22 protein-coding genes and 1 pseudogene are annotated in these 22354 nt (G+C 68.9%); 7 read left to right on the top strand and 16 right to left on the bottom strand.

Features of this window, described 5'->3' with window-relative positions:
- Position 1: 1 nt before the first annotated feature.
- Together MUB46_RS00800 and mutL are read left to right on the top strand one after the other, a co-directional pair.
- Positions 2-1321 (top strand): glucose-6-phosphate isomerase, encoded by a 1320-nt coding sequence (locus tag MUB46_RS00800; RefSeq protein WP_261613955.1) that lies wholly within the window; start codon positions 2-4, stop codon positions 1319-1321.
- A 669-nt stretch (positions 1322-1990) separates the two neighbouring features.
- A complete protein-coding gene (gene mutL, locus MUB46_RS00795; RefSeq protein ID WP_261613954.1) occupies positions 1991-3853 on the top strand; it encodes a DNA mismatch repair endonuclease MutL in 1863 nt (620 codons plus the stop codon).
- A gap of 248 nt (positions 3854-4101) precedes the next feature.
- Here the strand turns inward: mutL and MUB46_RS00790 are convergent, their stop codons facing one another.
- The 3 genes from MUB46_RS00790 to MUB46_RS00780 are packed head-to-tail and all read right to left on the bottom strand — an operon-like array spanning position 4102 to position 6351.
- Positions 4102-4806 carry a type 1 glutamine amidotransferase gene (locus MUB46_RS00790; RefSeq protein WP_261613953.1) on the bottom strand — a complete coding sequence of 235 codons (705 nt, stop codon included), beginning with the start codon at positions 4804-4806 and terminating at the stop codon, positions 4102-4104.
- A gap of 38 nt (positions 4807-4844) precedes the next feature.
- Positions 4845-5405: a 16S rRNA (guanine(966)-N(2))-methyltransferase RsmD gene (gene rsmD / locus MUB46_RS00785; protein ID WP_261613952.1), complete on the bottom strand. Its 561-nt coding sequence runs from the start codon at positions 5403-5405 to the stop codon at positions 4845-4847.
- Positions 5380-6351 carry a pseudouridine synthase gene (locus tag MUB46_RS00780; RefSeq protein ID WP_261613951.1) on the bottom strand — a complete coding sequence of 324 codons (972 nt, stop codon included), beginning with the start codon at positions 6349-6351 and terminating at the stop codon, positions 5380-5382. Before MUB46_RS00780 ends, rsmD begins: the two co-directional genes overlap by 26 nt.
- A 43-nt stretch (positions 6352-6394) precedes the next feature.
- Between MUB46_RS00780 and MUB46_RS00775 the strand changes: the two genes are divergently transcribed.
- Positions 6395-6844: a nucleoside deaminase gene (locus tag MUB46_RS00775; RefSeq protein ID WP_261613950.1), complete on the top strand. Its 450-nt coding sequence runs from the start codon at positions 6395-6397 to the stop codon at positions 6842-6844.
- A 141-nt stretch (positions 6845-6985) separates the two neighbouring features.
- Here MUB46_RS00775 and MUB46_RS00770 read toward each other — a convergent pair whose 3' ends face one another.
- Positions 6986-8011 (bottom strand): permease, encoded by a 1026-nt coding sequence (locus MUB46_RS00770; RefSeq protein WP_261613949.1) that lies wholly within the window; start codon positions 8009-8011, stop codon positions 6986-6988.
- A gap of 171 nt (positions 8012-8182) precedes the next feature.
- Positions 8183-8470 (bottom strand): annotated as a pseudogene (locus MUB46_RS00765) (ArsR/SmtB family transcription factor); the annotation flags it as partial.
- 205 nt (positions 8471-8675) lie between these two features.
- Here MUB46_RS00765 and MUB46_RS00760 point away from each other — a divergent pair.
- Positions 8676-9167 carry a BA14K family protein gene (locus MUB46_RS00760; RefSeq protein WP_261613948.1) on the top strand — a complete coding sequence of 164 codons (492 nt, stop codon included), beginning with the start codon at positions 8676-8678 and terminating at the stop codon, positions 9165-9167.
- 22 nt (positions 9168-9189) lie between these two features.
- Here the strand turns inward: MUB46_RS00760 and MUB46_RS00755 are convergent, their stop codons facing one another.
- The 4 genes from MUB46_RS00755 to purD are packed head-to-tail and all read right to left on the bottom strand — an operon-like array spanning position 9190 to position 13344.
- Complete coding sequence (locus MUB46_RS00755) at positions 9190-10062, bottom strand: patatin-like phospholipase family protein (protein WP_261613947.1); 873 nt, start codon at positions 10060-10062, stop codon at positions 9190-9192.
- A 2-nt stretch (positions 10063-10064) separates the two neighbouring features.
- Positions 10065-11156 (bottom strand): phosphotransferase family protein, encoded by a 1092-nt coding sequence (locus tag MUB46_RS00750; protein WP_261613946.1) that lies wholly within the window; start codon positions 11154-11156, stop codon positions 10065-10067.
- Positions 11153-12064 carry an alpha/beta fold hydrolase gene (locus MUB46_RS00745; protein WP_261613945.1) on the bottom strand — a complete coding sequence of 304 codons (912 nt, stop codon included), beginning with the start codon at positions 12062-12064 and terminating at the stop codon, positions 11153-11155. The genes MUB46_RS00750 and MUB46_RS00745 overlap by 4 nt, the downstream gene beginning before the upstream one ends.
- Positions 12061-13344, bottom strand: a complete 1284-nt coding sequence (gene purD, locus MUB46_RS00740) for a phosphoribosylamine--glycine ligase (RefSeq protein ID WP_261613944.1) — start codon at positions 13342-13344, stop codon at positions 12061-12063. Before purD ends, MUB46_RS00745 begins: the two co-directional genes overlap by 4 nt.
- A 198-nt stretch (positions 13345-13542) precedes the next feature.
- On the opposite strand from purD, the gene xseA reads away from it, so the two are divergent.
- Positions 13543-15027, top strand: coding sequence for an exodeoxyribonuclease VII large subunit (xseA, locus tag MUB46_RS00735; protein WP_261613943.1), 1485 nt, complete (start codon positions 13543-13545; stop codon positions 15025-15027).
- Between the two features lie 67 nt (positions 15028-15094).
- On the opposite strand, the gene MUB46_RS00730 is transcribed toward xseA, so the two are convergent.
- The 3 genes from MUB46_RS00730 to MUB46_RS00720 all read right to left on the bottom strand — a co-directional run bounded on the left by MUB46_RS00730 (position 15095) and on the right by MUB46_RS00720 (position 16408).
- Positions 15095-15298 carry a YgaP family membrane protein gene (locus MUB46_RS00730; protein ID WP_261613942.1) on the bottom strand — a complete coding sequence of 68 codons (204 nt, stop codon included), beginning with the start codon at positions 15296-15298 and terminating at the stop codon, positions 15095-15097.
- A gap of 363 nt (positions 15299-15661) precedes the next feature.
- Entirely contained in the window at positions 15662-15925 is a 264-nt protein-coding gene (locus MUB46_RS00725; protein WP_261613941.1) for a YjiS-like domain-containing protein, read from the bottom strand.
- 207 nt (positions 15926-16132) lie between these two features.
- Positions 16133-16408, bottom strand: coding sequence for a DUF1127 domain-containing protein (locus MUB46_RS00720; protein ID WP_261613940.1), 276 nt, complete (start codon positions 16406-16408; stop codon positions 16133-16135).
- Between the two features lie 173 nt (positions 16409-16581).
- Between MUB46_RS00720 and MUB46_RS00715 the strand changes: the two genes are divergently transcribed.
- Positions 16582-17463: a LysR substrate-binding domain-containing protein gene (locus MUB46_RS00715; RefSeq protein WP_261613939.1), complete on the top strand. Its 882-nt coding sequence runs from the start codon at positions 16582-16584 to the stop codon at positions 17461-17463.
- 49 nt (positions 17464-17512) lie between these two features.
- Here the strand turns inward: MUB46_RS00715 and MUB46_RS00710 are convergent, their stop codons facing one another.
- The 4 genes from MUB46_RS00710 to MUB46_RS00695 form a co-directional block, all read right to left on the bottom strand.
- A complete protein-coding gene (locus MUB46_RS00710; protein ID WP_261613938.1) occupies positions 17513-17968 on the bottom strand; it encodes a hypothetical protein in 456 nt (151 codons plus the stop codon).
- A gap of 60 nt (positions 17969-18028) precedes the next feature.
- Positions 18029-18961, bottom strand: coding sequence for a DMT family transporter (locus MUB46_RS00705; RefSeq protein WP_261613937.1), 933 nt, complete (start codon positions 18959-18961; stop codon positions 18029-18031).
- Positions 18958-20328: a glutamate--cysteine ligase gene (locus tag MUB46_RS00700; RefSeq protein WP_261613936.1), complete on the bottom strand. Its 1371-nt coding sequence runs from the start codon at positions 20326-20328 to the stop codon at positions 18958-18960. Before MUB46_RS00700 ends, MUB46_RS00705 begins: the two co-directional genes overlap by 4 nt.
- A 108-nt stretch (positions 20329-20436) precedes the next feature.
- Positions 20437-21165 (bottom strand): 16S rRNA (uracil(1498)-N(3))-methyltransferase, encoded by a 729-nt coding sequence (locus tag MUB46_RS00695; RefSeq protein ID WP_261613935.1) that lies wholly within the window; start codon positions 21163-21165, stop codon positions 20437-20439.
- A gap of 228 nt (positions 21166-21393) precedes the next feature.
- Between MUB46_RS00695 and ubiA the strand changes: the two genes are divergently transcribed.
- A complete protein-coding gene (gene ubiA, locus MUB46_RS00690) occupies positions 21394-22335 on the top strand; it encodes a 4-hydroxybenzoate octaprenyltransferase (protein WP_261613934.1) in 942 nt (313 codons plus the stop codon).
- The last annotated feature ends 19 nt before the right edge of the window (positions 22336-22354 follow it).

Below are 22354 nucleotides of genomic sequence, written 5' to 3'. Positions count from 1 at the left end.
CATGCCGCTCAAGCAGACGATCGATACCTGTTTCGATGTCGAGGTCGGCGAAACCGGCCTCACGCGCGCCGAGTTCGAGGCCGTTCTGGCCCGCACCGAACCGGTGCTGGTGTGGCTGCGCGAGGCCCGGGAAACCGGCGCGCTCCCGCTCTTGTCGCTGCCCGCGAAAACCGCCGATCTCGCCGGGATCCGCGAGGCCGCCGACTGGCTTGCCGACGGCAGTACCGACGTCCTGGTGCTCGGCACCGGGGGCTCCAGCCTCGGAGGCCAGACGCTGGCCCAGGTCGCCGGCTGGCACCTGCCGGTCTCCGGCGATTTCCGTCCCGCCCCGCGCCTGCACTTCCTCGACAATCTCGATCCGCACGGCCTCGCCGAGGCGCTTGCCGTCCTGCCGCTTGCCACCACCAGGGCAATCGTCGTGTCCAAGTCCGGCGGCACTGGCGAGACGCTGATGCAGACCATGGCGCTGCTGGCGGCCTACGAGGATGCGGGGCTCAAGGGTGCGATCGGCGAGCGTCTGCTGGGCCTCAGCGAGCCGGCGGTCTCCGGCAAGCTCAACAAGCTGCGCAAGCTGCTTGAGCCCTTCGGTGTCCGTTTCCACGACCATGATCCCGGCGTCGGCGGCCGCTTCGCCGCGCTTACCAATGTCGGCCTGATCCCCGCCGCGCTTGTCGGCCTCGACGTCGCCGCGGTGCGCGCCGGCGCGGCGCGCGCGCTGGCGCCGGTGCGCGACAAGGCGGCGCCCGGTGCCGTCCCGTCCGCGGTCGGCGCCGCGCTGGCTGTCGCCTATGCGGAAGCGCGCGGCATCACCCAGAACGTGCTCCTGGCCTATGGCGACCGCACCGAGCGGCTGACCCGCTGGTACGTGCAGCTCTGGGCCGAAAGCCTCGGCAAGCAGGGCAGGGGCATGACCCCGATCCCCGCCGTCGGCCCGGTCGACCAGCATTCGCAGCTCCAGCTCTTCCTCGACGGTCCCGCCGACAAGCTGTTCACCGTCGTCACCACCGACGTCGCCGACAAGGGCCCGCGCATCGATCCCGCGCTCGCGGCCGAGGCCGGCCAGGCCGAGTTCGGCGGCCGCACCGTCGGCGATTTCGTCGCCAGCCAGCAGCGCGCCACCGTCGAGACGCTGGCCCGCAACGCCCGCCCCGTGCGCGTGCTCCACGCCTCGGCGCTCGATGCCGAGCGGATCGGCGAGCTGATGATGCATTTCATGCTGGAGACCATCATCGCCGCCCACCTGATTGGCGTCGACGCCTTCGATCAGCCCGCGGTGGAAGAGGGCAAGGTGCTGGCGCGGACCTATCTGGAAGGGATGTAGGCCGCCGCGCCCCGTACTTCGTCATTGCCGCGCCTCACCCGGCAACTTCGCGCTTCGAACGTGCTCTTGCCGGGAGATCCCCGGGTCAAGCCCGGGGATGACGCGTGTGGGTGGGGCCGCAAGGGCGTCAGGGGCGCACAATCGTGGCAAAGGCAACAGACCGGACGCCCTGGACGTGATCCAGGGCCCAATCGGCGATGCCCTTCTCGCCGCCGGTCGGTGTTGGGCAAGGCCCGCGTCGCAGGGGCGCGCGCGACGTCGCAGCCGCTGTATGGGCCCTGGATCAAGTCCAGGGCACGAGGCCTGGCATATCGGCTGCCCGCATTCCAATCCGTCACGCTGTTTCGCTCCCTCTTACGTCATTGCCGGGCTTGACCCGGCAATCTCGGGCGGCAAGGGCGTCAGGGACGCACAAACGTGGCAATGGCAAAAGACCGCGTGCCCTGGACTTGATCCAGCGCCCAGTCGGCCGAGCCCCTTCACCGTCCGTCGGTGTTGGTCACGAACCGCGTCGCACCGATCCCCACTTCGCCGCAGCCGCTGTATGGGTCCTGGATCAAGTCCACTGCACCAGGCCGTACATGCCGGCCGGTGCGCATGGGATGACGGCGCGCGCGAATTGCGCGACACTGGCGCGTCCCACGAAACCGACGAATCGCTTGAGACTCCATGGCCGTCCGCCGCCTGCCCGATACGATTGTCGACCGCATCGCCGCCGGCGAGGTGATCGAGCGCCCGGCCAGCGTCGTCAAGGAGCTGGTCGAGAACGCCATCGATGCCGGAGCGAAGCGCGTCGACGTGGTGGTGGAGGGCGGCGGCCGCCGGCTGATCCGCGTCGACGACGACGGCGCCGGCATGTCGCCGCAGGACCTGACGCTTGCCGTCGAGCGCCACGCGACCTCGAAGCTGCCCGAAGGCGACCTGGTCGATATCCGCACGCTCGGTTTCCGCGGCGAGGCACTGCCCTCGATCGGCTCGGTGGCGCGCCTGACCATCGTCAGCCGGACCGCCGACGATGACCATGCCAGCCGCATCGTCGTCGATTCCGGCGTGCGCGACGGCCCGATGCCCGGCGCGCGGGGGCGCGGCACCCGCGTCGAGGTGAGCGAATTGTTCCACGCCACGCCCGCCCGCCTGCGGTTCCTGAAATCCGAGAGCGCCGAGAACCAGGCCGTCACCGACGTGGTCCGCCGGCTGGCGCTCGCCCATCCGGAAGTCGGCTTCTCGCTGACCGTCGGCGAGCGCAACGTGCTGGCGGTCGCCCCGGCCGGCGCGCTGCTCGACGAGGCCAACGCGTTTGCCGACCGGATCGCCGAGGTGCTGGGCGGCGAGTTTCGCGACAACGGCATCGTCCTCGACGTCGAGCGCGGCGGCGTGCGGCTCACCGGCCTCGCCGGCCACCCGACCTGGCACCGGCCGAATTCCCGTCATCTCTACCTCTTCGTCAACGGCCGTCCGGTGAAGGACCGCTCGCTGGTCGGCGCGGTCAAGGCGGGCTATGGCGACGTGCTCGCCCGCGACCGCTGGCCGGCCTGCGCCCTGTTCCTGTCGCTCGATCCCCGCGAGGTCGACGTCAACGTCCATCCCGCCAAGGCGGAGGTGCGGTTCCGCGACGCCGGCCTGGTGCGCGGCCTGGTCGTCAGCGCGCTGAAGTCGGTGCTCGCCGGCACCGGGCCGAAGCCCTCGGCGGCGATGGCGGAGGAGACGCTGTCGAACTTCCGCGGCGGCGGGGCAGGGCAGGCGGCCTTTCGGTCCGGCGGATACGCGACGGGCGGACCGGCTGCCTACGCCGTCTCGGCGGCGGTTGCCGGCGCCGTGCCTGCCGATACCCATCCCGCCGCAACCGGCTTCGCCGAGGCGCCTGCGGCCTTCGAGGGCTTTGCAGCCCCCTCGGCCGCGCCCGCCGCAGATTTTCGCGCCACGGTCGAGCCGGATGCCCCGGAGGCCGGCGCGCATCCGCTGGGTGCCGCCCGCGCGCAGGTGCACGAGACCTTCATCGTCGCCCAGACCGCCGACGGCATCGTCATCGTCGACCAGCACGCCGCCCACGAGCGCCTCGTCTACGAGCGGCTGAAGACGGCGATCGCCGAGAACGGCGTCGCCCGGCAGGCGCTGCTGATCCCCGAGATCGTCGACCTGCCTCCGGCAGACGCCGCCCGGCTCGCCGACAACGCCGAGGAGCTGGCCGCGCTCGGCCTGGTGCTCGATGCGTTCGGACCGGGCGCGGTGGCGGTCAGCGAGACGCCGGCGATGCTCGGCGATTTCGACGTGAAGGGGCTGGTGCGCGACCTCGCCGACGATATCGCCGAGGCGGGCACCTCGACCAGGCTCCTGGACCGGCTCGAGGCCATCGCCTCGCGCATGGCCTGTCACGGCTCGGTACGGGCCGGCCGCCGGCTCAACGCGCAGGAGATGAACGCGCTGCTGCGCGAGATGGAGGCGACGCCCAATTCCGGCCAGTGCAACCATGGCCGGCCGACCTTCGTGGAACTGAAGCTGTCGGATATCGAGCGGCTGTTCGGGCGGCGCTAGGCCGGTGACGCGGACGGACTGCCGCGACTGCCGTCCGTGGGTCCCGGATCACGGCCGGGACACGCGGTCCGTGTTTGTCGCTCGGCCCTTGTTTGTCTCTCTGGTCGTGCCTCGAAAACAAAGGCGTGCCCTGGACTTGATCCAGGGCCCATAGGGCGGTCGTGGCGCTGCCTAGGCCGCTGTTGTCGACGACACCTGAGTGCATCACGCATCAGGCGGACGGCCGGTTTCAGCGGCGGACCCCGGCGCTAGGCGCCGACCACCTTGACCCATCGGCGCGCCAGCTCGAGGCCGAGCACGTCGGCGACGGCGCCGTTGGTCTCCAGCTCCGCGGGCATCCGCGCCTCCCAGTCGGGCACAAGGTCGCGGACATACTCCGCCGACTTGCTGGACCAGTCGGCGACGACCGCGCGCGATGCCTCGAAGTGGAACTGCACGGCATAGACCTTGGCCCCGATCTTCCAGGCCTGGTTCGGCGTCATGGCGCTTTCGGCGAGCCGGATCGCGCCAGCGGGCAGCCGCACCGTGTCCTTGTGCCAGTGGAAGGCCGGAGTCGGCGCGGTCAGGCCCGACAGCACCGGATCGTCGGCGGCCTCCGGCAGCGGCGAGACGGGCAGGTAGCCGAACTCGATCGGCCGGTTCAGGACATTCTCGCCGTTGTAGGCGCGCGCGATGATCTGCGAGCCGAGGCAGATGCCGAGTACGGCGCGGCCGGAATCGCCGAAGGCGCGCGTCAGCCGGCACAGCGCCGGCAGGAAGGGATAGTCGTCGTCGTCGAGGGCGCTCTGGGGCCCGCCCAGCATGATCAGCGCGTCGTGGTCGTCGGGCGTTTCGGGCAGCGGCTCGCCGCCATGCGCGGCGATGGTATCGATCTTCGCGCCGACCTCGGCCAGGGCCTGGCCGACATTGCCGAGCGGCGAGTTCGGGTAGCTCTCGACGACAAGGATGTTCATGCCGGGATTCTCACGCCAGGAGTGTCAGGTGGGGCTTCTCAGGACTGTCCGTAGCTCAGGATCGCGATCTCGGTTTCGCCGTAGGCACGGCGTTCGCGCTCGGTATAGCCCGCCGGCAGGTCGAGTTCGACCCCCGCCCGTTCCTCGACGACGACAAGCGCGCCGTCGGCCAGCCAGCCGCCTTTGGCCAGGCTCGAAAGCGCCTTGTCGGCGAGACCCTGGCCGTAGGGCGGGTCGAGGAACACGAGGGTGAAGCCGCCCTGCGCGCCGGCCGGTCCCAGATGGGCGACGTCGCGCTTGGAGATGCGGGCGAGCCCCATGATGCCGGCGGCCTCGAGGTTGCGGCGGATCAGCGCCCGCGCATCCGCCGAGACGTCGACGAAGAGGGCCGAGCGCGCCCCGCGCGACAGGGCCTCGATGCCCAGCGCCCCGGTGCCCGCGCACAGGTCGAGCACGCGCGCGCCCTCGACCGGATCGTCATAGGCATGGGCAAGGATGTTGAACACGGATTCGCGCAGGCGATCCGATGTCGGCCGGATCGCCTGGCCCTTCGGCGCGGCCAGCGCCAGCCCCTTAAACCGGCCGCCGACGACGCGCATGCTGCTTGCCCGCGGGCTTTCCCGGCCCGCCCGTCTTCGCGGCCGCCGGTCGCGGCCCCCTTCCAGGTTTGGTGCCCGGTTTCGGGCCCGGCTTCCCGCCCGGCTTGGGGGACCCCTGCTTGCCGTCCTTGCCGCGCTGCGGCGCCGCCGCCTTGGTCGGCTCGGGCAGGGTGATGTTGGCCGCGCGGGCGAGCTTGACGCCGAGCTGGTCGCGCAGCACCCGCGGCTTCACCTCCTCGACCGCGCCGACGGCGAGATCGCGCAGCATGAACGGGCCGAACGACACCCGGATCAGCCGGTTCACCTTCAGCCCCAGCGCCTCGAGGATCGTCTTGACCTCGCGGTACTTGCCCTCGCGCAGGCCCATCGTCAGCCAAACGTTGCCGCCCTGCGTGCGGTCGAGCGTCGCCTCGATCGGCCCGTAGCGCACCTCCTCGATGGTGATGCCGTCCTTCAGCGCGTCGAGCCTGTCCTGGGTGACGGTGCCGTGCGCGCGCACCCGGTAGCGGCGCAGCCAGCCGGTCGCCGGCAGTTCCAGCACCCGGGCGAGCCCGCCGTCATTGGTGAGCAGCAGCAGCCCCTCGGTGTTGATGTCGAGCCGGCCGATCGTCATCACCCGCGGCAGGTCCTTGGGCAGCCGCTCGAAGATCGTCGCGCGCCCCTGCGGATCGCGCGTGGTGGTCACCAGCCCCGCCGGCTTGTGGTAGAGCCACAGCCGGGTCGGCTCGGTCTCCGGCAGCGGCGTGCCGTTGACGGTGATCGTGTCGCCGGGGGCTACGGTGAGGGCGGGGGTGTCGAGCACCGTGCCGTTCACAGTCACGCGGCCCTCGGCGATCAGCCGCTCGGCGTCGCGGCGCGAGCACAGGCCGGAGCGGGCGATCCGCTTGGCGATACGCTCGCGCTCGGCGGCGGCGGGTGTCGGTTGGTGGGTGGTCTTGCCGGGCATGGCGTCCTGATAGCAGAGTGCGGCGGATAGGATAAGGAAGAAGATGGTCGGCAGGAGCTATATGGCCGAGGCGCTGGCGGAGGCCCGCGCCGCCGCGGCGCGCGGCGAGGTGCCCGTCGGCGCCGTGATCGTGAAGGCCGGCGAGATCATCGCCCGCGCCGGCAACCGGACGCTGGAGCTGAAGGACCCCACCGCCCACGCCGAATTGCTGGCGATTCGCGACGCGGCGCAAAGGCTCGGCTCCGAACGCCTGGTCGACTGCGACCTGTGGGTGACGCTGGAGCCCTGCGCCATGTGCGCGGCGGCGATTTCGTTCGCCCGTATCCGCCGGCTCTACTTCGCCGCCGCCGACATGAAGATGGGCGCGGTCGAGCACGGCCCCCGCTTCTTCGCCCAGGCGACCTGCCATCACGCCCCCGAGGTCTATTCGGGCATCGCCGAGCGCGAGGCGGCGGACCTGTTGAAGGGCTTTTTCGAGGCAAAGCGGGCCTAACGGACGCGCCTGCCGGCGCGTCTCCCCTTCCCATGCTCCCTCTGGACGTCATCCCCGGGCCTGACCCGGGGCTATCCCGGCCATGTCGTAGGCGGGGTTGGGACGCAGGCCGGGTCGGCGTGCCGCTCCCAAGGATAGCCGCTAGGCCACGGCGCCGTAGACCAGGCCCGCGATCAGCGCGCCGGACAGGGCGAAGCCGACATAGGCCGCGAACACGGGCGGGCGGGCCAGCGCGAACACGGCGATCGCGGCCGGGATCGAGGTGACGCCGCCGGCGACCAGGAAGGCCATGCCGACGCCGGGCGCCATCCCCTGGTCGATCAGCCCGCCGACCAGCGGCAGCGCCGCGTAGCCGTTGAGATAGGCGGGGATGCCGACCACCGTCGCCAGCGCCACCGTGCCGACGCCGCCAGAGCCGAGCACATGCGCGATCATCTCGGCGGGAATATAGGCCAGCATCAGCGATTCCAGCAGGAAGGCGAGCGTCAGCCACTTGCCGAGGAACACGGTGTTCCTGAGGCCGTTCTTCGTGAACGTCTCGCGGCGGTCGGCGTCGTCCCAGAAGGCCCAGACGACCGGCTTCGGCGCGCGCACCTTGCTGCCGCCACAACCGCCATCGCCGATCCCCGGCCGCAGCGGCGACTCGAACAGCGGCAGCTTCATCAGCGCCCACATGCCGAAGCCGCCGAGAAGCCCCATGCCGATCGCCGCGATCGTCTTGGCGATGGCGAACTCCATGCCGAGCGTGCCGGCGGTCAGCGCGAACATGGAAGGGTCCATGATCGGCGAGGCGAGCCAGAACGCCATGACGGGCGCGAGTGGCACGCCCATTGCGAGCAGCGCCGCGATCAGCGGGATGACGCCGCACGAGCAGAACGGCGACAACGCCCCGATCAGCGCCGCCATCACCACCATGCCTGCCGTGTGTCCCCGGAACGCCCTGGCGATCAGGTTGTCCGCGCCCGACGCCGCCGCATAGGCGGCAAGCCCGATCGAGGCGGCGAGATAGGGCAGGATCGAGATCAGGCTGTCGACCGTGAAGATCGCCGAGGCGCGGGCCTGCGCCGGCGCGGCGGCGGCGAGAACCGCCAGGACGATCAGGATCGCGGCGACTGCCGGGTCGATCGTCGCGGCGCGTCGTCTCAACAGGGCGATGGCGGTGGTCATGTCGGGCTCCGGTATTTCCAGAAATATCGAATAATTCGGGCGAAAAAATCAGCCCGCGGCTTTTCCGGCATCCGCCGGCGGGCAGCACTCCGGCCCGCAACAGCCGTCCTCGCAGCAGGGATCGGCCCCAGGATCGGCGCCAGAATCGCCATTGTCGTTCTTCGCCGCCGCCTTTTCCTCGATGCAGCATTCGGCGATCAGGTAGTCGGCCGTTTCCTTCATGGTGTCGAACTCCGCTCGGCAGATCAGGGTGGTTCCCTGCCTTTCCTGGCTGACGAGCCCGACCATGATCAGCTTCGCCAGATGGTGCGACAGGGTGGAGGCGGCGATGTCGAGGCGCTGCCGCAGATCACCCACCGGCAGGCCGCGATTGCCCGTCCGCACCAGCGTGCGGACGATGTCGAGCCGTGTCGGATTGCCCAGTGCCTCGAGCCTTGCGGCAACATCGTCGCGTTTCATGGGGCCGACTCTGACGAAACAGCGACCGCAGGTCAATCGGTATTTCCAGAATTATCGAAATTATAATTTCCGGATGCAGTCTGACGGTGCCGATTCACAGCGGGTTCAAGGATTCGCGGTAGGTTGGACACCGAACGCGCGGGATTGCGGGCCGTCGAGGCGGGCTTTCGATCCGGCGCGGGGGAGGCATGCGGAAGGAGCTGCGATGGCTGCGAAACGGATCGTACGCGGCGTTGTGACGGCAGGGTTGGCGACCGTGACCTGCGCCGCCGTCCTGGTGTCGGTGTCGCCGTCGGTGTCGCCGTCGGTGTCGATTGCGCAGGAGTGGCGCGCGGGCGGCGTATCGGCGCGCCCCTGGAATCCCGGACTGCACCCCGATCCGGGCTTCCGCAACGATGCCGCCGCGGCCGCGGCCGGCGCGGCCGCGGGAATCGTCGCCGGCCAGGCCATCGGCAACGCGCTCGGCCAGCCGCAAGCGCAGCCCCGGCCCCAACCCACCGCGCCGCCGTCGTCCGTCACCATCGTGCCGCCGTCGCGCCCCGTCGCCAATCCGGCGATGCCAGCGCCGAGCTTCCCGGTCACGGCCGGCGTCTATCCGCCGGAGTGGCACGCCTACTGCGCGTCGAAATACCCAAACTACGACGCCCAGACGGGCACCTATGTCGACGCAGAGGGCTTCAGGCAGTACTGCCAGTAGGCCGAGACCGCCGGGGCGATAGTCAGAACCGCCTAAGCGTCGTCTCGAGCGCCCGCTTCATTTCGTCCTTCGCCGGCTCCGCCGCCCTGACGATGGCGCGGGCCTTGAGGAAATCGAGCACGCGGAACAGGGTGATGTTCGGGCGGATCAGGATGTCCGGTCCCTTGTGCGTGAGCCGGTCGGCGATCACGCTCTGCATCAGGATCTGCGTCGACCCGAAGATCGACTCGTAGGGGGTGGGCACGCGGCCGGCATCGCCCCTGGGCATGTTGATCACATCGACCGCCGCGACCACGTCGACGTCCTTGCCGAAGAACCCGAACGGCAGCGGCTCGGTGACGCCCCCGTCGACCATCACCCGTTTGTCTACGACGACGGGGCGGAACACCATCGGTATCGCCATCGAGGCGGACACGGCGAGGCGAAGGTCGCCGGACGACAGCGCGACGGCCTTGCCGGAGTAGAAGTCCGTCGCCACCGCCGAGAGCGGGATCTCCAGATCCTTGAAGTCGGTCGCCACGCCCTCGGGCAGGAACAGGTCGAGGAGCTTCTGCGCGTTGAGCTGCACCGGATTGCCGAGGCTCGGCGTCAGCAGGTCGCTGAAGCGCTCGCGCCGCAGCTTCCACAACCGCGACAGCACCTCGCCGCGGTGCTTGAAGACGGACAGCGTGTAGTCGCGCAGATCGGCGGCCGGGATGCCGGAGCAATAAGCCGCCCCGACGATCGCCCCGATCGAAGTGCCGACGACGCGGTACGGCCTGATGCCGAGCTCGTCGAAGGCTTCAAGCACCGGGATGTGCGCGAGCCCGCGTGCCCCGCCGCCGCCGAGTGCCAGCCCGATCCTCGGCCCCCCAATCGTCGAATCACCATGATGGGGCCGGGGCTTGTGCGCCATGGTCAGCGCGCGCCCGCGCGCTCGGCGAAGCCCCAGGCGGTCTCGGCGAGCGGTCTCACCTGGCTCGCCATCGCCGCCGCGTTCTCGTTGGTCGCGGTGCCGTCGCGCACCCGCCCGACGATGCCCTGCAGGATCGCCGCCAGCCGGAAGAAGTTATAGGCGAAGTAGAAATCGAGGTTCGGAATGCCGTCCCGGCCGGTGCGCTCGCAGTAGCGGGCGACATAGTCGTCGAGCGTCGGGATGCCGAGCGAGGGCAGGTCGACATCGACCAGGCTGCCGGTTCCCGACCCGAAGCGTGACGTCGGCATGTGCCATTGCATCAGGTGATAGGTGAAATCGCCGATCGGGTCGCCGAGCGTGGCGAGTTCCCAGTCGAGCACGGCCAGCACCTTCGGGGAGTCCGGCGCCAGGATCATGTTGTCGAGGCGGAAATCGCCGTGGACGATGGAGGCGCCGGTATCCGGCGGCGTCGCGCCGGGCAGCCAGTCGATCAGCCGTTCCATTTCGGCGATCTCCTGGGTCTCGGAGGCGCGGTACTGGTCCGACCAGCGCTTGATCTGGCGCGACACGTAGCCGGCCGGCTTGCCGAAATCGCCGAGGCCCACCGCCTCGTAGTCGATCGTGTGCAACTGCGCGATCGTCGCGTTCATCGCGTCGTAGATCGCCGCGCGTTCGGCGTTGTCGCAGTCGGGCAGGCTCGGCACCCAGTAGACACGGCCGCCGACGAAATCCATCAGGTAGAACATCGTGCCGACGACCTCGTCGTCGTCGCACAGGATCAGCGGCCGGGCGACGGGGAAGCCGACGCTGTGCAGCGCGCTCAGCACCCGGTATTCGCGATCGACCGCGTGCGCCGACGGCAACAGCTTGCCCGGCGGCTTGCGCCGCAGCACGTAGCGGCCCGAGGCGGCCTCGATCATGTAGGTCGGGTTCGACTGTCCGCCCTTGAACTGCTTCGCTGTCAGCGGCCCCTTGAACTCCGGCACATGGGCTTCGAGCCAGGCCGCCAGCCGCTTTTCGTCGAAGGCCAGGGCCTCGGCGACGTCCTTGGTGCCGCTGAAGGCGGTCTGCCGGTCGATCGTCTGTTCGCTCATGATCCTCCCCGGAAAAAATCGAGCAGTGCCTGTGTCGCCGCGTCCGGATTTTCTTCGCAGACGAAGTGGCCGGAGTCGATGCCGATCCCGGTAACGTCATCGGCCCAGTCGCGCCAGATGTCGAGCGGGCCGCGCGTCTCTCCGGGAATGCCGGCGTTGCCCCACAGGGCGAGCAGCGGCGCGGCGATCGTCCTGCCCGCGGCGACGTCGGCCTCGTCGGCGGCGAGGTCGTAGGTCTGGCCGGAACGGTAGTCCTCGCAGCAGGCGTGAATGCGGTCGGACTGCGAGAAGGAGGCGCGGTAGTGCACCATCGCCCGGGGATCGAAGGCATCGAGCGACCCGGCCTTGGTCCAGCTCGCGATCGTATAGTCGAGGTAGTCGGCCGGGGCCTTGGTGATCAGCATCTCCGGCAGCGGCTCCGGCTGGGCCAGGAACAGCCAGTGATAGACCTTCATCGCCATGGCGACCGTGAACTCGTGCCACATCGCGTGGGTCGGCACGATGTCGAGCACCGCCAGCCTGTCGAGGACCTGCGGGTGGTCGAGTGCCAGCCGGTAGGCGACGCGCCCGCCGCGATCGTGGCCGGCCAGATGGAACCGGTCGTGTCCGAGCGCCGCCATCACCGCGACCAGGTCGCTGGCCATCGCCCGCTTCGAATAGGATGCGTGATCGGGCACCGTCGCCGGCACCGAGCTCTGGCCGTAGCCGCGCAGGTCCGGGATCACCAGCGTGAAGTGCGCGGCGAGCGCCGGCGCCACCCGGTGCCACATCACGTGCGTCTGCGGATAGCCGTGCACGAGCAGCAGGGGCGGCCCGTCGCCGCCGGTGCGCAGGAAGATCTCGGCGCCGTCCCCGGTCACGGTGCGGGCCTCGAAGCCCGGAAACAGGTCGGCGAGCGGTTCGCTCATGTCACGGGTGTCTCCCTCTCGACGGCACGCCAGCCGATATCGCGGCGGCAGAAGCCGTCCGGCCAGTCTATCAGGTCGACGGCGGCATAGGCGCGCATCTGCGCCTCGCGGATGTCGCGGCCGAGCGCCGTGACGTTGAGCACGCGCCCGCCGGTCGCCGTCAGCACGTCGCCGTCGCGCGCCGTGCCGGCGTGGAAGACCGCGACGGAGTCCATCGCCGCGGCGTCCGCGACATTGCCGATGACCGTGCCCTTCTCGTAGGTGCCGGGATAGCCGCGGCTCGCCATCACCACGGTGAGCGCCGGCTCGGAGCGCCAGTGGATGCTGCGGCTGTCGAGCGACTGGTCGAGCGCGCCGAGGATCAGCAGCAACAGGTCGTCCTGGAGGCGCATCATCAGCACCTGCGCCTCCGGGTCGCCGAAGCGCACGTTGTATTCGAGCAGGCGCGGTCCCTTTTCGGTGATCATCAGCCCGGCGTAGAGGATGCCGGAAAACGGCATGCCCTCGGTGCGCATCGCCGTCATCGTCGGCGTGACGATCTCGTCCATCGCGCGGCGGCACAATTCCTCGGTCATCACCGGGGCAGGCGAATAGGCGCCCATGCCGCCGGTGTTCGGGCCAGTGTCGCCGTCATGGGCGCGCTTGTGGTCCTGCGCCGTGGCCAGCGGCAGGGCGGTGCGACCGTCGCAGATGGCGAAGAAGCTGGCTTCCTCGCCCTCCATGAACTCCTCGATCACGACGCGCGCGCCCGCCTCGCCGAAGGCGCCGGCCAGCATGTCGTCGATCGCCGCCTCGGCTTCGGCCACCGTCTGGGCGATGATCACGCCCTTGCCGGCGGCGAGCCCGTCGGCCTTGACCACGATCGGCGCACCCTCGGTGCGCACGAAGGACTTTGCCGCCTCCGCGTCCGTGAACACCCCGTAGGCGGCGGTGGGAATGCCGTAGCGGCTGCACAGGTCCTTCATGAAGGCCTTGGAGCCTTCAAGCTGGGCGGCCGCCGCGGTCGGTCCGAAGGCGCGGATGCCGGCCTTGTCGAGATCGTCGACCATGCCGGCGACCAGCGGCGCTTCCGGGCCGACGACGACGAGGCCGATATCGTTGGCCTTGCAGAAGGCGATGACGGCGGCATGGTCCGTCACGTCGAGGGGCATGCATTTGGCGATCTCGGCGATCCCCGCGTTGCCGGGCGCGGCCCACAGTTTCTTGAGCAGGGAACTCTTGGAAAGCGCCCAGGCCAGCGCGTGTTCGCGCCCGCCCGATCCGATGAGAAGGACGTTCATTTCGCCTCGTCTAGTAGCCGACCGTCGGGATAGTCCGACTAGCACGCGGTTCGGCGGTCGTCACCCTCGCTTGCCGTTCTCGCCCGCGTCGTCGCCGGGCGCGGCCCTATCGGTCGTTCTTCCCCGGTGGTGCGCCCGACAGGGATTGAGGTCCGTCGGGCTCTCGCGCCCCGCCGCGCTTTCGCGTAAACAGGACGGATGGCCGACCCCGCCCAAGGCAATATCCCGGAGCTCAGCGTATCCGACCTCGCCTTCGCCGTGAAACGCACGGTTGAGGACGCGTTCCCCTATGTGCGGCTGCGCGGCGAGGTGTCCGGCTATCGCGGGCCCCATTCCTCCGGCCACTGCTATTTCGCCCTGAAGGACGAGAAGGCGCGCATCGACGCGATCATCTGGAAGGGCGTGTTCGGCAGGCTGCGCTTCAAGCCGGAAGAGGGGATGGAGGTCATCGCCACCGGCAAGGTGACCACCTATCCGGGCCGCTCGAGCTACCAGATCGTCATCGAATCGCTGGAGCCGGCCGGCGTCGGCGCGCTGATGGCGCTTCTGGAGGAGCGCCGCAGGAAGCTCGCCGCCGAGGGCCTGTTCGACGAATCCCGCAAGGTGCCGCTGCCCTACCTGCCGCGCGTCATCGGCGTCGTCACCTCGCCGACGGGCGCGGTGATTCGCGACATCCTGCATCGCATCACGGACCGGTTCCCGGTCCGCGTGCTGGTATGGCCGGCGCGGGTGCAGGGCGAGGGCGCGGAAGACGAGATCGCCGCCGGCATCCGCGGCTTCAACGCGCTCGACGAAGGCGGCCCGATCCCGCGTCCCGACGTGATCATCGCCGCGCGCGGCGGCGGCAGCCTCGAGGACCTGTGGTGCTTCAACGAGGAAGTCGTGGTGCGCGCCGCCGCCGAAAGCCGCATCCCGATCGTCTCGGCGGTCGGCCACGAGACCGACTGGACGCTGATCGACCACGCCGCCGACATCCGCGCACCGACGCCGACCGCGGCCGCGGAAATGGCGGTCCCGGTGCGCGCCGAGCTGATCGCCGTCGTCGCCGACCGCGGCCAGCGGCTGAAGACCGGGCTTCTGCGTCTCGTCCAGGAGCGCAAGGCGCATCTGCGCGCCGCAAGCCGCGGCCTGCCGCGCCTGACCGACCTGCTCGCGCTGCCGCGCCAGCGTTTCGATGAGGCCGCCGGTCGTCTCGGCCGCGCGCTGATGGCCAACACCCATGCCCACGGAACCCGGCTCGTCCGCGCCTCGGGACGGCTGTCGCCCGGACGCATCGGCGACCGGATCGTGCGCGGGCAGGAACGGGTGGCCACGCTGCAGAGCCGCGCCGGCCGGGCGATGGCGGTCCTGGTGGATCGCCGCAAGGACCGGCTTGCCCGGGTCGCGACCCTGCTCGATGCACTGAGCTACGAACAGACGCTGAAACGCGGCTATGCGCTGGTACGCGACACGGCGGGTGAGATGGTGCGCACCGCCAGGGGGCATGCGACCGGCGACCGGCTGGAGATCCGGTTCGCGGACGGCACCGTGCCCGTCGTCGTCGATGGTTCGACGCCGCGCCCGGCCCGGCCGGCCGCCAATCCAAAGACCGCCAATCCAAAGACCGCCGACGCAAAATCAGCCGATGCAAAGAAAAAGGCCGGGCAGAAGCCCGGCCGTCAGGCGAGCCTTTTCGACGACTAGCGCCGATACGGCCCGGGAGGGAAGCGTGCCCCGGGGCTTGCGCCCCCGGAAAGTCGCGCGCGTCCGGTCAGGCGAACGCGTTGCCCGGCTTGAGGCCCACCTTTTTCAGGATCATGGCCAGCGGGCAGAAACCGGTGAAGGCGGCCTGGAACATGTTGAAGCCGACAAAGGCCGTCAGCACGAACCACCAGGTATTGACCCAGATGCCCAGCGCCAGCGAGCCGAGGATCACGGCGCCGGCGAAAGCGAAAACGAAGCGATCGATATTCATAGTGGTCACCCGTTCATATTCGTATTCTTGAATATATAATGGGCTGACCTTGCCGCGCAAGGGAAATGTCGCGGGTCATTCGGAAATTCCCAGGCCGCAAACAGCCCTGGCTGTCTATTCGGCCGCGCCCTCGTGCAAAAAAACGACCGGGATGGGCTACTCGGTCGCGCCCTCATCTAGAAAAGCGAACGGCCGCGACTGTTTCCTCGGTCGCAGCCCGGCCCGGAAAAGCAAACGGCCGTGACTGTTTCCTCAGTCGCGCCCCGGCCGAGAAAAAACAAACGGCCGCGACTGTTTTCTCAGTCGCGGCCGTCGGGCGGCAAAATCGGTTGCGGTTTGGCCGGTGTCCGGCGCTCCCACCGTTCAGCGGCCGCGCCGATGACGGGAAAGCGCGATCCGATCGGACGGATTGACCCAGAACGGGGACGCCAGCGCGCTGTCGACCTGGGACCGGTTCAGGCCGATATCGGCCAGCAGGTGATCGCTGGCGCCGCGCAGGGACTTGAAGTCGCGGCGCGCCCGGCGCGCACGGGCGAGGCGGACGAACAGATGGGTGAGCCGGTCACGGAAGGTGCGCGGCGGGTGGAGGGCACCGGCGGCATGGCCGGCATAGGTGATCATATCCATGTCATTGCCTTTCGAATAACCGACCGTTGAGGGCACAAACGCCGCGACGGAGAGCCGGCGCGACGTTCGTTGTGCACTGCAACACGTAGGTATTGAATAAGGCTTAATTGTGCTATGCGGATTTCAAAAACCAGCTATGCCTCAGTGGCTTAGCGAAATCTCGCCTGTTGTTTTTGCGACTGCGAATATCAGGTTTGCGACCCGCCTCTAGGACGTGCGGCGAGACCGGCTGCTCCTGTGGTCCGCCCGCGCCCGGATCAGGTGATGCGAGGGGTCCGCATCCATCGGCAACTGAAGCGAACCGATGACGTCGGACCGGGTGAGCCCGATGTCGGCCAGCATGCGGTCGTCGGCCTCCAGCAGGGTCGTAACCTGTTTGCGGGCGATCAGTGCGCGCCACAGCTGCCACGCCCTGGCGACCAGCCGGTTGCCGGCCGCAACGAAAAGCCTTCTCCTGCCCAGAGAAACCGATGTCGTTGTCATCTCCGCCTCCTTTCTTGCGGAACGCATGGTCCCCGTCCGGTGGCCGGCCCGATTCGGCCCGGCCACCGCGATGCCGGCGACAATCTCGAATGGCTGCAAAATGGTGGAATGGGATTGATTATTCCAGCGAATGTTTCTTATGCTTGTCATCAGAAACGTTGATGGAGTGGTCCATGGCGAATCTGATCGACGTCGAACTCCTGCGCACCCTTCTGGCGATCGCGGAGACCGGCAGTTTCACCCGCGCGGCCGACGAGGTGCATCGCACCCAATCGGCGGTGTCGATGCAGATGAAGAAGCTCGAGGAGCTGGTCGGCAAGGCGTTGTTCGAGCGCGGTGCCCGGTCGGTTCGCCTGACGCCGGACGGTCTGCGGCTTCTCGACTATGCCCAGCGCATCGTCTCGCTGAGCGAGGAGGCGGTATCCATCTTCGCGGAGCCGGATCTGCAGGGCGTCGTCACCCTCGGTGTCCCCGACGATTACGCCGATCGATTGCTGCCCCGGGTGTTGTCCGCGTTCGCCCGCAGCCACCCGCAGGTGGAATTGGTGGTGAATTGCCACGGCTCCATGGCGCTGGCGAACTATGTGCGAAAAGGCGACCTGGATCTGGCGATCATCACCCACAGCGATGCTATGGACGCCGAGCTTATCCGTCGCGAGGCGCTGAACTTCGTCGGCGCGGAGGAACATGCCACGCATCTGGCCGATCCGCTGCCGCTGGCCGTCGGGCCGCAGACCTGCTCGTGGCGCAATTCGGCGCAGGCCGCGCTCGACTCCGTCGGCCGCAGGTACCGCGTCGCCTACACCAGCTCGGCCGCGGCGCCGCTCGTCAGCGCGGTTCTGGCGGGGCTCGCCGTGACGGTCCTGCCCGAAAGCGCCATGCGCTCGGGCATGCGGATCCTCTCCGGGCGCGACGGCTTTCCGGCGCTGCCGCCCTGCGATATCGGCTTCATTCGCGCCAGGCACGCCCGCTCGGCGATCCACGATGCGCTGGCGCAGCATATCGTCACGCGCATCGGCAACCTGCAGACGCCGGTCGCCGAGGCGGCGGAGTGATCGGGGCCGGGGGCTTCATGGGACGACGTGCGGCGACGGGCCGGACGCGCTATTGGCAGAACCGTTCGACGGTCGTGACCGCCGCTTGCGAGCCGAGCAGGCCGAAGCTGATATCCTCCGGCGCGATATGGCTGACGACAGGGCCGTCGAGCCGTGCCTCCCGGCCGGACTTCAGCGCCGCCCGGAGCGCCGGCGAGGTGTCGGGATTGCCGCTCTCGCTGGTGGCGTCCGACAAGACGATCCTGTCGCCCGAACCGTGCTGGCGGACGGGAAAGGCCGTGCCGTCGACGACAATGTCCAGCGTCGCTTCGCGGTCGAACGGCCAGGATTTCTCGTAGACGGCGAGCACCAGTCCGTCGCCGAGGCATTCGGCGGCTAGCGACGCGTTGCCCGCGCGCGCTTCGCCCACGGCGATGCCGGGACCGACGACGCGCCAGGCGGCGCTTGCCGGGCCGCCAAGCACCACAGCGGCCACCACCGCCAGCAGGGCCATCCGCGTGATCATGGCAGTCGTGCGATCATGGCTTTCGCCCCCGGAATGACGGGACCGCGTCCCGTCTGCGTCTCAGCGCGAACGGGGCTTTCTCAGGACGAACAGGTTGCCCAGCAGCGCAAGCGCCAGCCCCGCGAGCGCGACCATCGTCCACTCGTATCCCTCGAAAAGCCATGAGATGACAAGGGCGCCGATCGGGAACATGACGGTCGCGTAGCCGGCCCGGCCCGGTCCGATGCGCCGCATCAGGGTGAGGTAGCTCGCCATCGGCACGACCGTGGAGACCGTCGCCAGCAGCACGAGCGGCACCACGTAGGAGGGATCGGGATCGAATTTCAGCGGCGCGCCGATCCCCGCCACGATCCCCGCCAGCAGCACGACGCCATAGAGGCTCGCCCAGGCGTTGGCGGAGATCACCGGATAGCCGCGCCGGTGCACGCCGGAGGCGACCATGTTGCCGAGCGAGAAGCACATCGCGCCCGCCCCGGCCGCCGCAAGCCCGAACAGCGCCGTATTGCCGGTTTCGGGACGGTTCACCTCTGGCCAGAAGATCAGGGCGATGCCGGTGACGCCGATCAGCGCGCCGACCAGCACGCGCGGCTCGAGGCGATCGCGCAGAACGATCGCGGCGTTGATCGGATTGAGGATCGTCACCACCGAGAAGACGACCGCCAGCAGGCCGGAGGTCAGCCACTGGGCGGCGAGATAGAACAGCGCGAAGTTCATCGAGAACATCAGCGCGCCCATCAGCATCAGGCGCGGGTGCAGCGCGGCGGGGAACCGGATGCGCCGGCCCGACAGCACCACCCAGGCGAACATCACCACCACCGCGATCGAGAAGCGGTAGAGCACGGATTGCCAGATCGACACCGGGCCGACCTGAAACTTGATCAGGATCCAGCTCGTCGACCAGGTGACGACGGTGAGGGCGTAGAGGACGAATTCCGTGGTTCCGAACGTACCCGACCCTTCGAGGGCTGCGACGCGTCGGGCCTCCGTCGTCAATACGCGTATTCCTCGAAGGCGCGGTCGATGTCGCCCTTCCAGGGGCCGTGGAATTCCTCGAGCATGCGTTCGGCCGGCGTGACGCCGCTCTCGGCGATCTCGCAAAGCTCCTCGAGGAAGCGGGTCTCGTCGCTCTCGCCGCCGTAGCCGGCCGCCCGCCGCTTGAGCCCGTCATGGGCGATCGCCATCACCTCCTTGGCGATGTCCTGGACGGTTCGGTTGCGGAACGGGGTCTTCAGCGCCGTCGCCGGCACGGCGTCGCGCAGCGTCTCGCGCTCCTCGGCGGTCCAGTCCTTGACGATATCCCAGGCCGCGTCGAGCGCGGTGCCGTCGTACATCAGGCCGACCCAGAGCGCCGGCAGGGCGCACAGCCGGCGCCACGGGCCGCCGTCGGCGCCCCGCATCTCGATGAATTTCTTCAGCCGGACCTCGGGGAAGATCGTGGTCAGGTGATTGACCCAGTCCGATTGCGTCGCCCGCACGCCGGGCAGCTTGGCCAGCTTGCCGTCCATGAGGTCGCGGAAGGAGTCGCCGGCGACGTCGTGATAGGTCTCGCCGCGCTTGACGAAATAGAGCGGCACGTTCAGCGCGTAGTCGGCATAGGCCTCGAAGCCGAAGCCGTCGTCGAAGACGAACGGCAGCATGCCCGTGCGGTCCGCGTCGGTGTGCTTCCACACCTCGCTTCTGAGCGACAGGAAGCCGTTCGGCTTGCCTTCCTTGAACGGCGAATTGGCGAACAGCGCGGTCGCGATCGGCTGCAGCGCCAGGCCAACGCGCATCTTCTTGACCATGTCGGCTTCGGAGGCGAAGTCGAGATTCACCTGCACGGTGCAGGTCCGATACATCATGTCGAGGCCCATCGTGCCGACCTTCTGCATGTAGGCCGTCATGATGTCGTAGCGCTGCTTGGGCATGCGCGGCGTCTCGGCGCGCGTCCATTTCGGCGAGAAACCGAGGCCGAGGAAGCCGATGCCGAGCGGCTCCGCCACCTCGCGCAGCTGCGCCAGATGCGAGTTTACCTCGCGGCAGGTCTGGTGGATCGAATGCAGCGGCGCGCCGGACAGTTCGAACTGGCCGCCCGGCTCGAGCGAGATCGCCCCGCCGTGGGTCGGATCGACGAGGCCGATGATGTCGTCTCCGTCCATCACCGGCTCCCAGCCGAGCAGCACCTGCATGTTGTGCAACAGCGCGCCGATGCCGCGTTCGCCCTCGTAGGGCACCGGCGAGCAATCGGCCTCGTAGAAGCCGAATTTCTCGTGCTCGGTACCGATACGGAACTCCGAGGCCGGTTTGCAGCCGCTTTCGAGATAGGCGATCAGCTCGTCGCGGGTCTCGAGCGGCGTGGAATCATCAAGGTCTCGGGCCATGCTGAAAGCTCAAGGGATAGGATCGATGCGGCACAATACATAGGGTGGGCACACAAGCAATCATCCCTTTCTGATGGTTGCCATTCGCTGAGTGAATGGCAGACGGGCTCAGCGCCAGTCGCCCTTGACCGCCTGAAGCAGCGTCAGCGCCGCGATTCCCGCCGTATCGGCCCGCATGACACGCGGTCCAAGCGAGAGGGGAACGACATTCTCGCCGCGCAGGAGCAACTCTCGTTCCTCTTCGGCAAAACCGCCCTCCGGACCGATCAGGACGGCGAAAGCTCCCTCCGGAGCGGCGGTCAGGGCCTCGATCGGGTCGGATACCGGGGCCGCCTCGTCGCAGAAGATCAGGGTGCGGGCCGGGTCGCGGTCGGCGAGATAGCGGTCGAACGCCATCGGCTCGGCGACCTCCGGCACCCACAGGATGCCGCATTGCTCGGCCGCTTCGACGGCGTTGGCGACAAGCCTCTCGGTCTTCACCCGCTCGGACACCGTGAACCGGGTCACGATTGGTTGAAGACGGGCGGCGCCCAGTTCCGTCGCCTTCTGCGCGATGAAATCGAGCCGCGCCCGCTTGATCGGCGCGAAACAGTAGTCGATGTCGCACGGCGCGGACTGGTCGCGCATCTTTTCGGCGAGATCCACCGCGACGGTGCGTTTCCCGGTCTTCCGGATCGCGCCGCGCCATTCCCCGTCGCAGCCGTTGAACAGGACGACTGGATCGCCGTCGCCGCGTCGCATGACGTTGAGGAGATAATGCGCCTGGTCGTTCGGCAGCGGAACGCGCGCGCCCTGCGACAACGGGGCCTCGACGAAAAGCCGTTGCGGTTTGCTCATGACGGTCCCGGCCCGGCTTCGGGCCGCCTCGATTTTTCGATCGCTCTCGTCTACCGTCCGCCGCGACTCAACGGAACCCCAGGGATCGAGACCCCGGGGAGCGAGACCCTAGAGAGCTAGACCCGGGGGAAACCCCGGTGAAACCCCGCGCGGCAAGCGGACCCATGCGGCCCGGGCGTCCCGCGAGATGAGTGAAGGGCTGATGCGGGCAGGGGGCCGCCAGGCGAAATGAGCGATCCGACGGCCACCATAGATGCGGTCCGCGACCATTGGGTCGCCCGCATCGCGCCCGACTGGGCCAAGCCCTACCTGCGGATGGCGCGCATGGACCGGCCAATCGGCTGGCGGCTGCTCCTGGCGCCATGCTGGTGGTCGACGGCGCTCGCTGCGGTCGCGGCAGGTGCCGCCTATCCGAACCCGTGGCACATCGTCCTGTTCCTGATCGGCGCAATCTCCATGCGTGGGGCCGGCTGTGTCTGGAACGACATCGTCGACCGCGACATCGACGCCAAGGTCGAACGCACCCGCAAACGGCCGATTCCGGCGGGTCAGGTGACGGTGCTGCAGGCGGGAGCCTTCATGGCCGGCCTGTGCCTGATCGGGCTTCTGGTGCTGCTGCAGTTCAACTGGTTCGCCGTCGCCGTCGGCTTCGCGTCCGTGGTGATCGTATTGATCTATCCGCTGATGAAGCGGGTGACCTGGTGGCCGCAATTCGTCCTGGGCCTGGCCTTCAACTGGGGCGCGCTGATGGGCTGGGCGGCGACGTTCGGCTCGCTCTCCTGGGCGCCGCTCGCCCTTTATGCCGGCGGCATCGCCTGGACCATCGGCTACGACACCATCTACGCCCACCAGGACATCGCCGACGACGAATTGATCGGCGTCCATTCCACCGCCCGCCTGTTCGGCGACAGGACGCGGGAGATGATCGCGGTGTTCTACGCGGTCGCGACGGTGTTCTTCGGCGTGGCGTTCTTCCTCGCCGGCGCCGGCTGGCCGGCCTGGCTTGGCCTGGCCGCGGGCGCCGGCCACATGGTGTGGCAGGTCGTCGCCTTCCGCTACGACGATCCCGCCCGCTGCCTGATGCTGTTCCGTGCCAATCGCGGCTACGGCTGGATCCTGTTCCTGGGACTCGTAGCCGACGCGGCGTTCCGGGCGATGGGGTGGGCCTGAGGGCTGAGGCCTGAGGCCC

The sequence above is a fragment of the Microbaculum marinisediminis genome (assembly GCF_025397915.1).
In the GTDB taxonomy this organism is placed as follows: Bacteria; Pseudomonadota; Alphaproteobacteria; order Rhizobiales; family Tepidamorphaceae; genus Microbaculum; species Microbaculum marinisediminis.
Note: the sequence above shows the minus strand (reverse complement) of the source record. Positions and strands in the feature narration are given on the sequence as shown.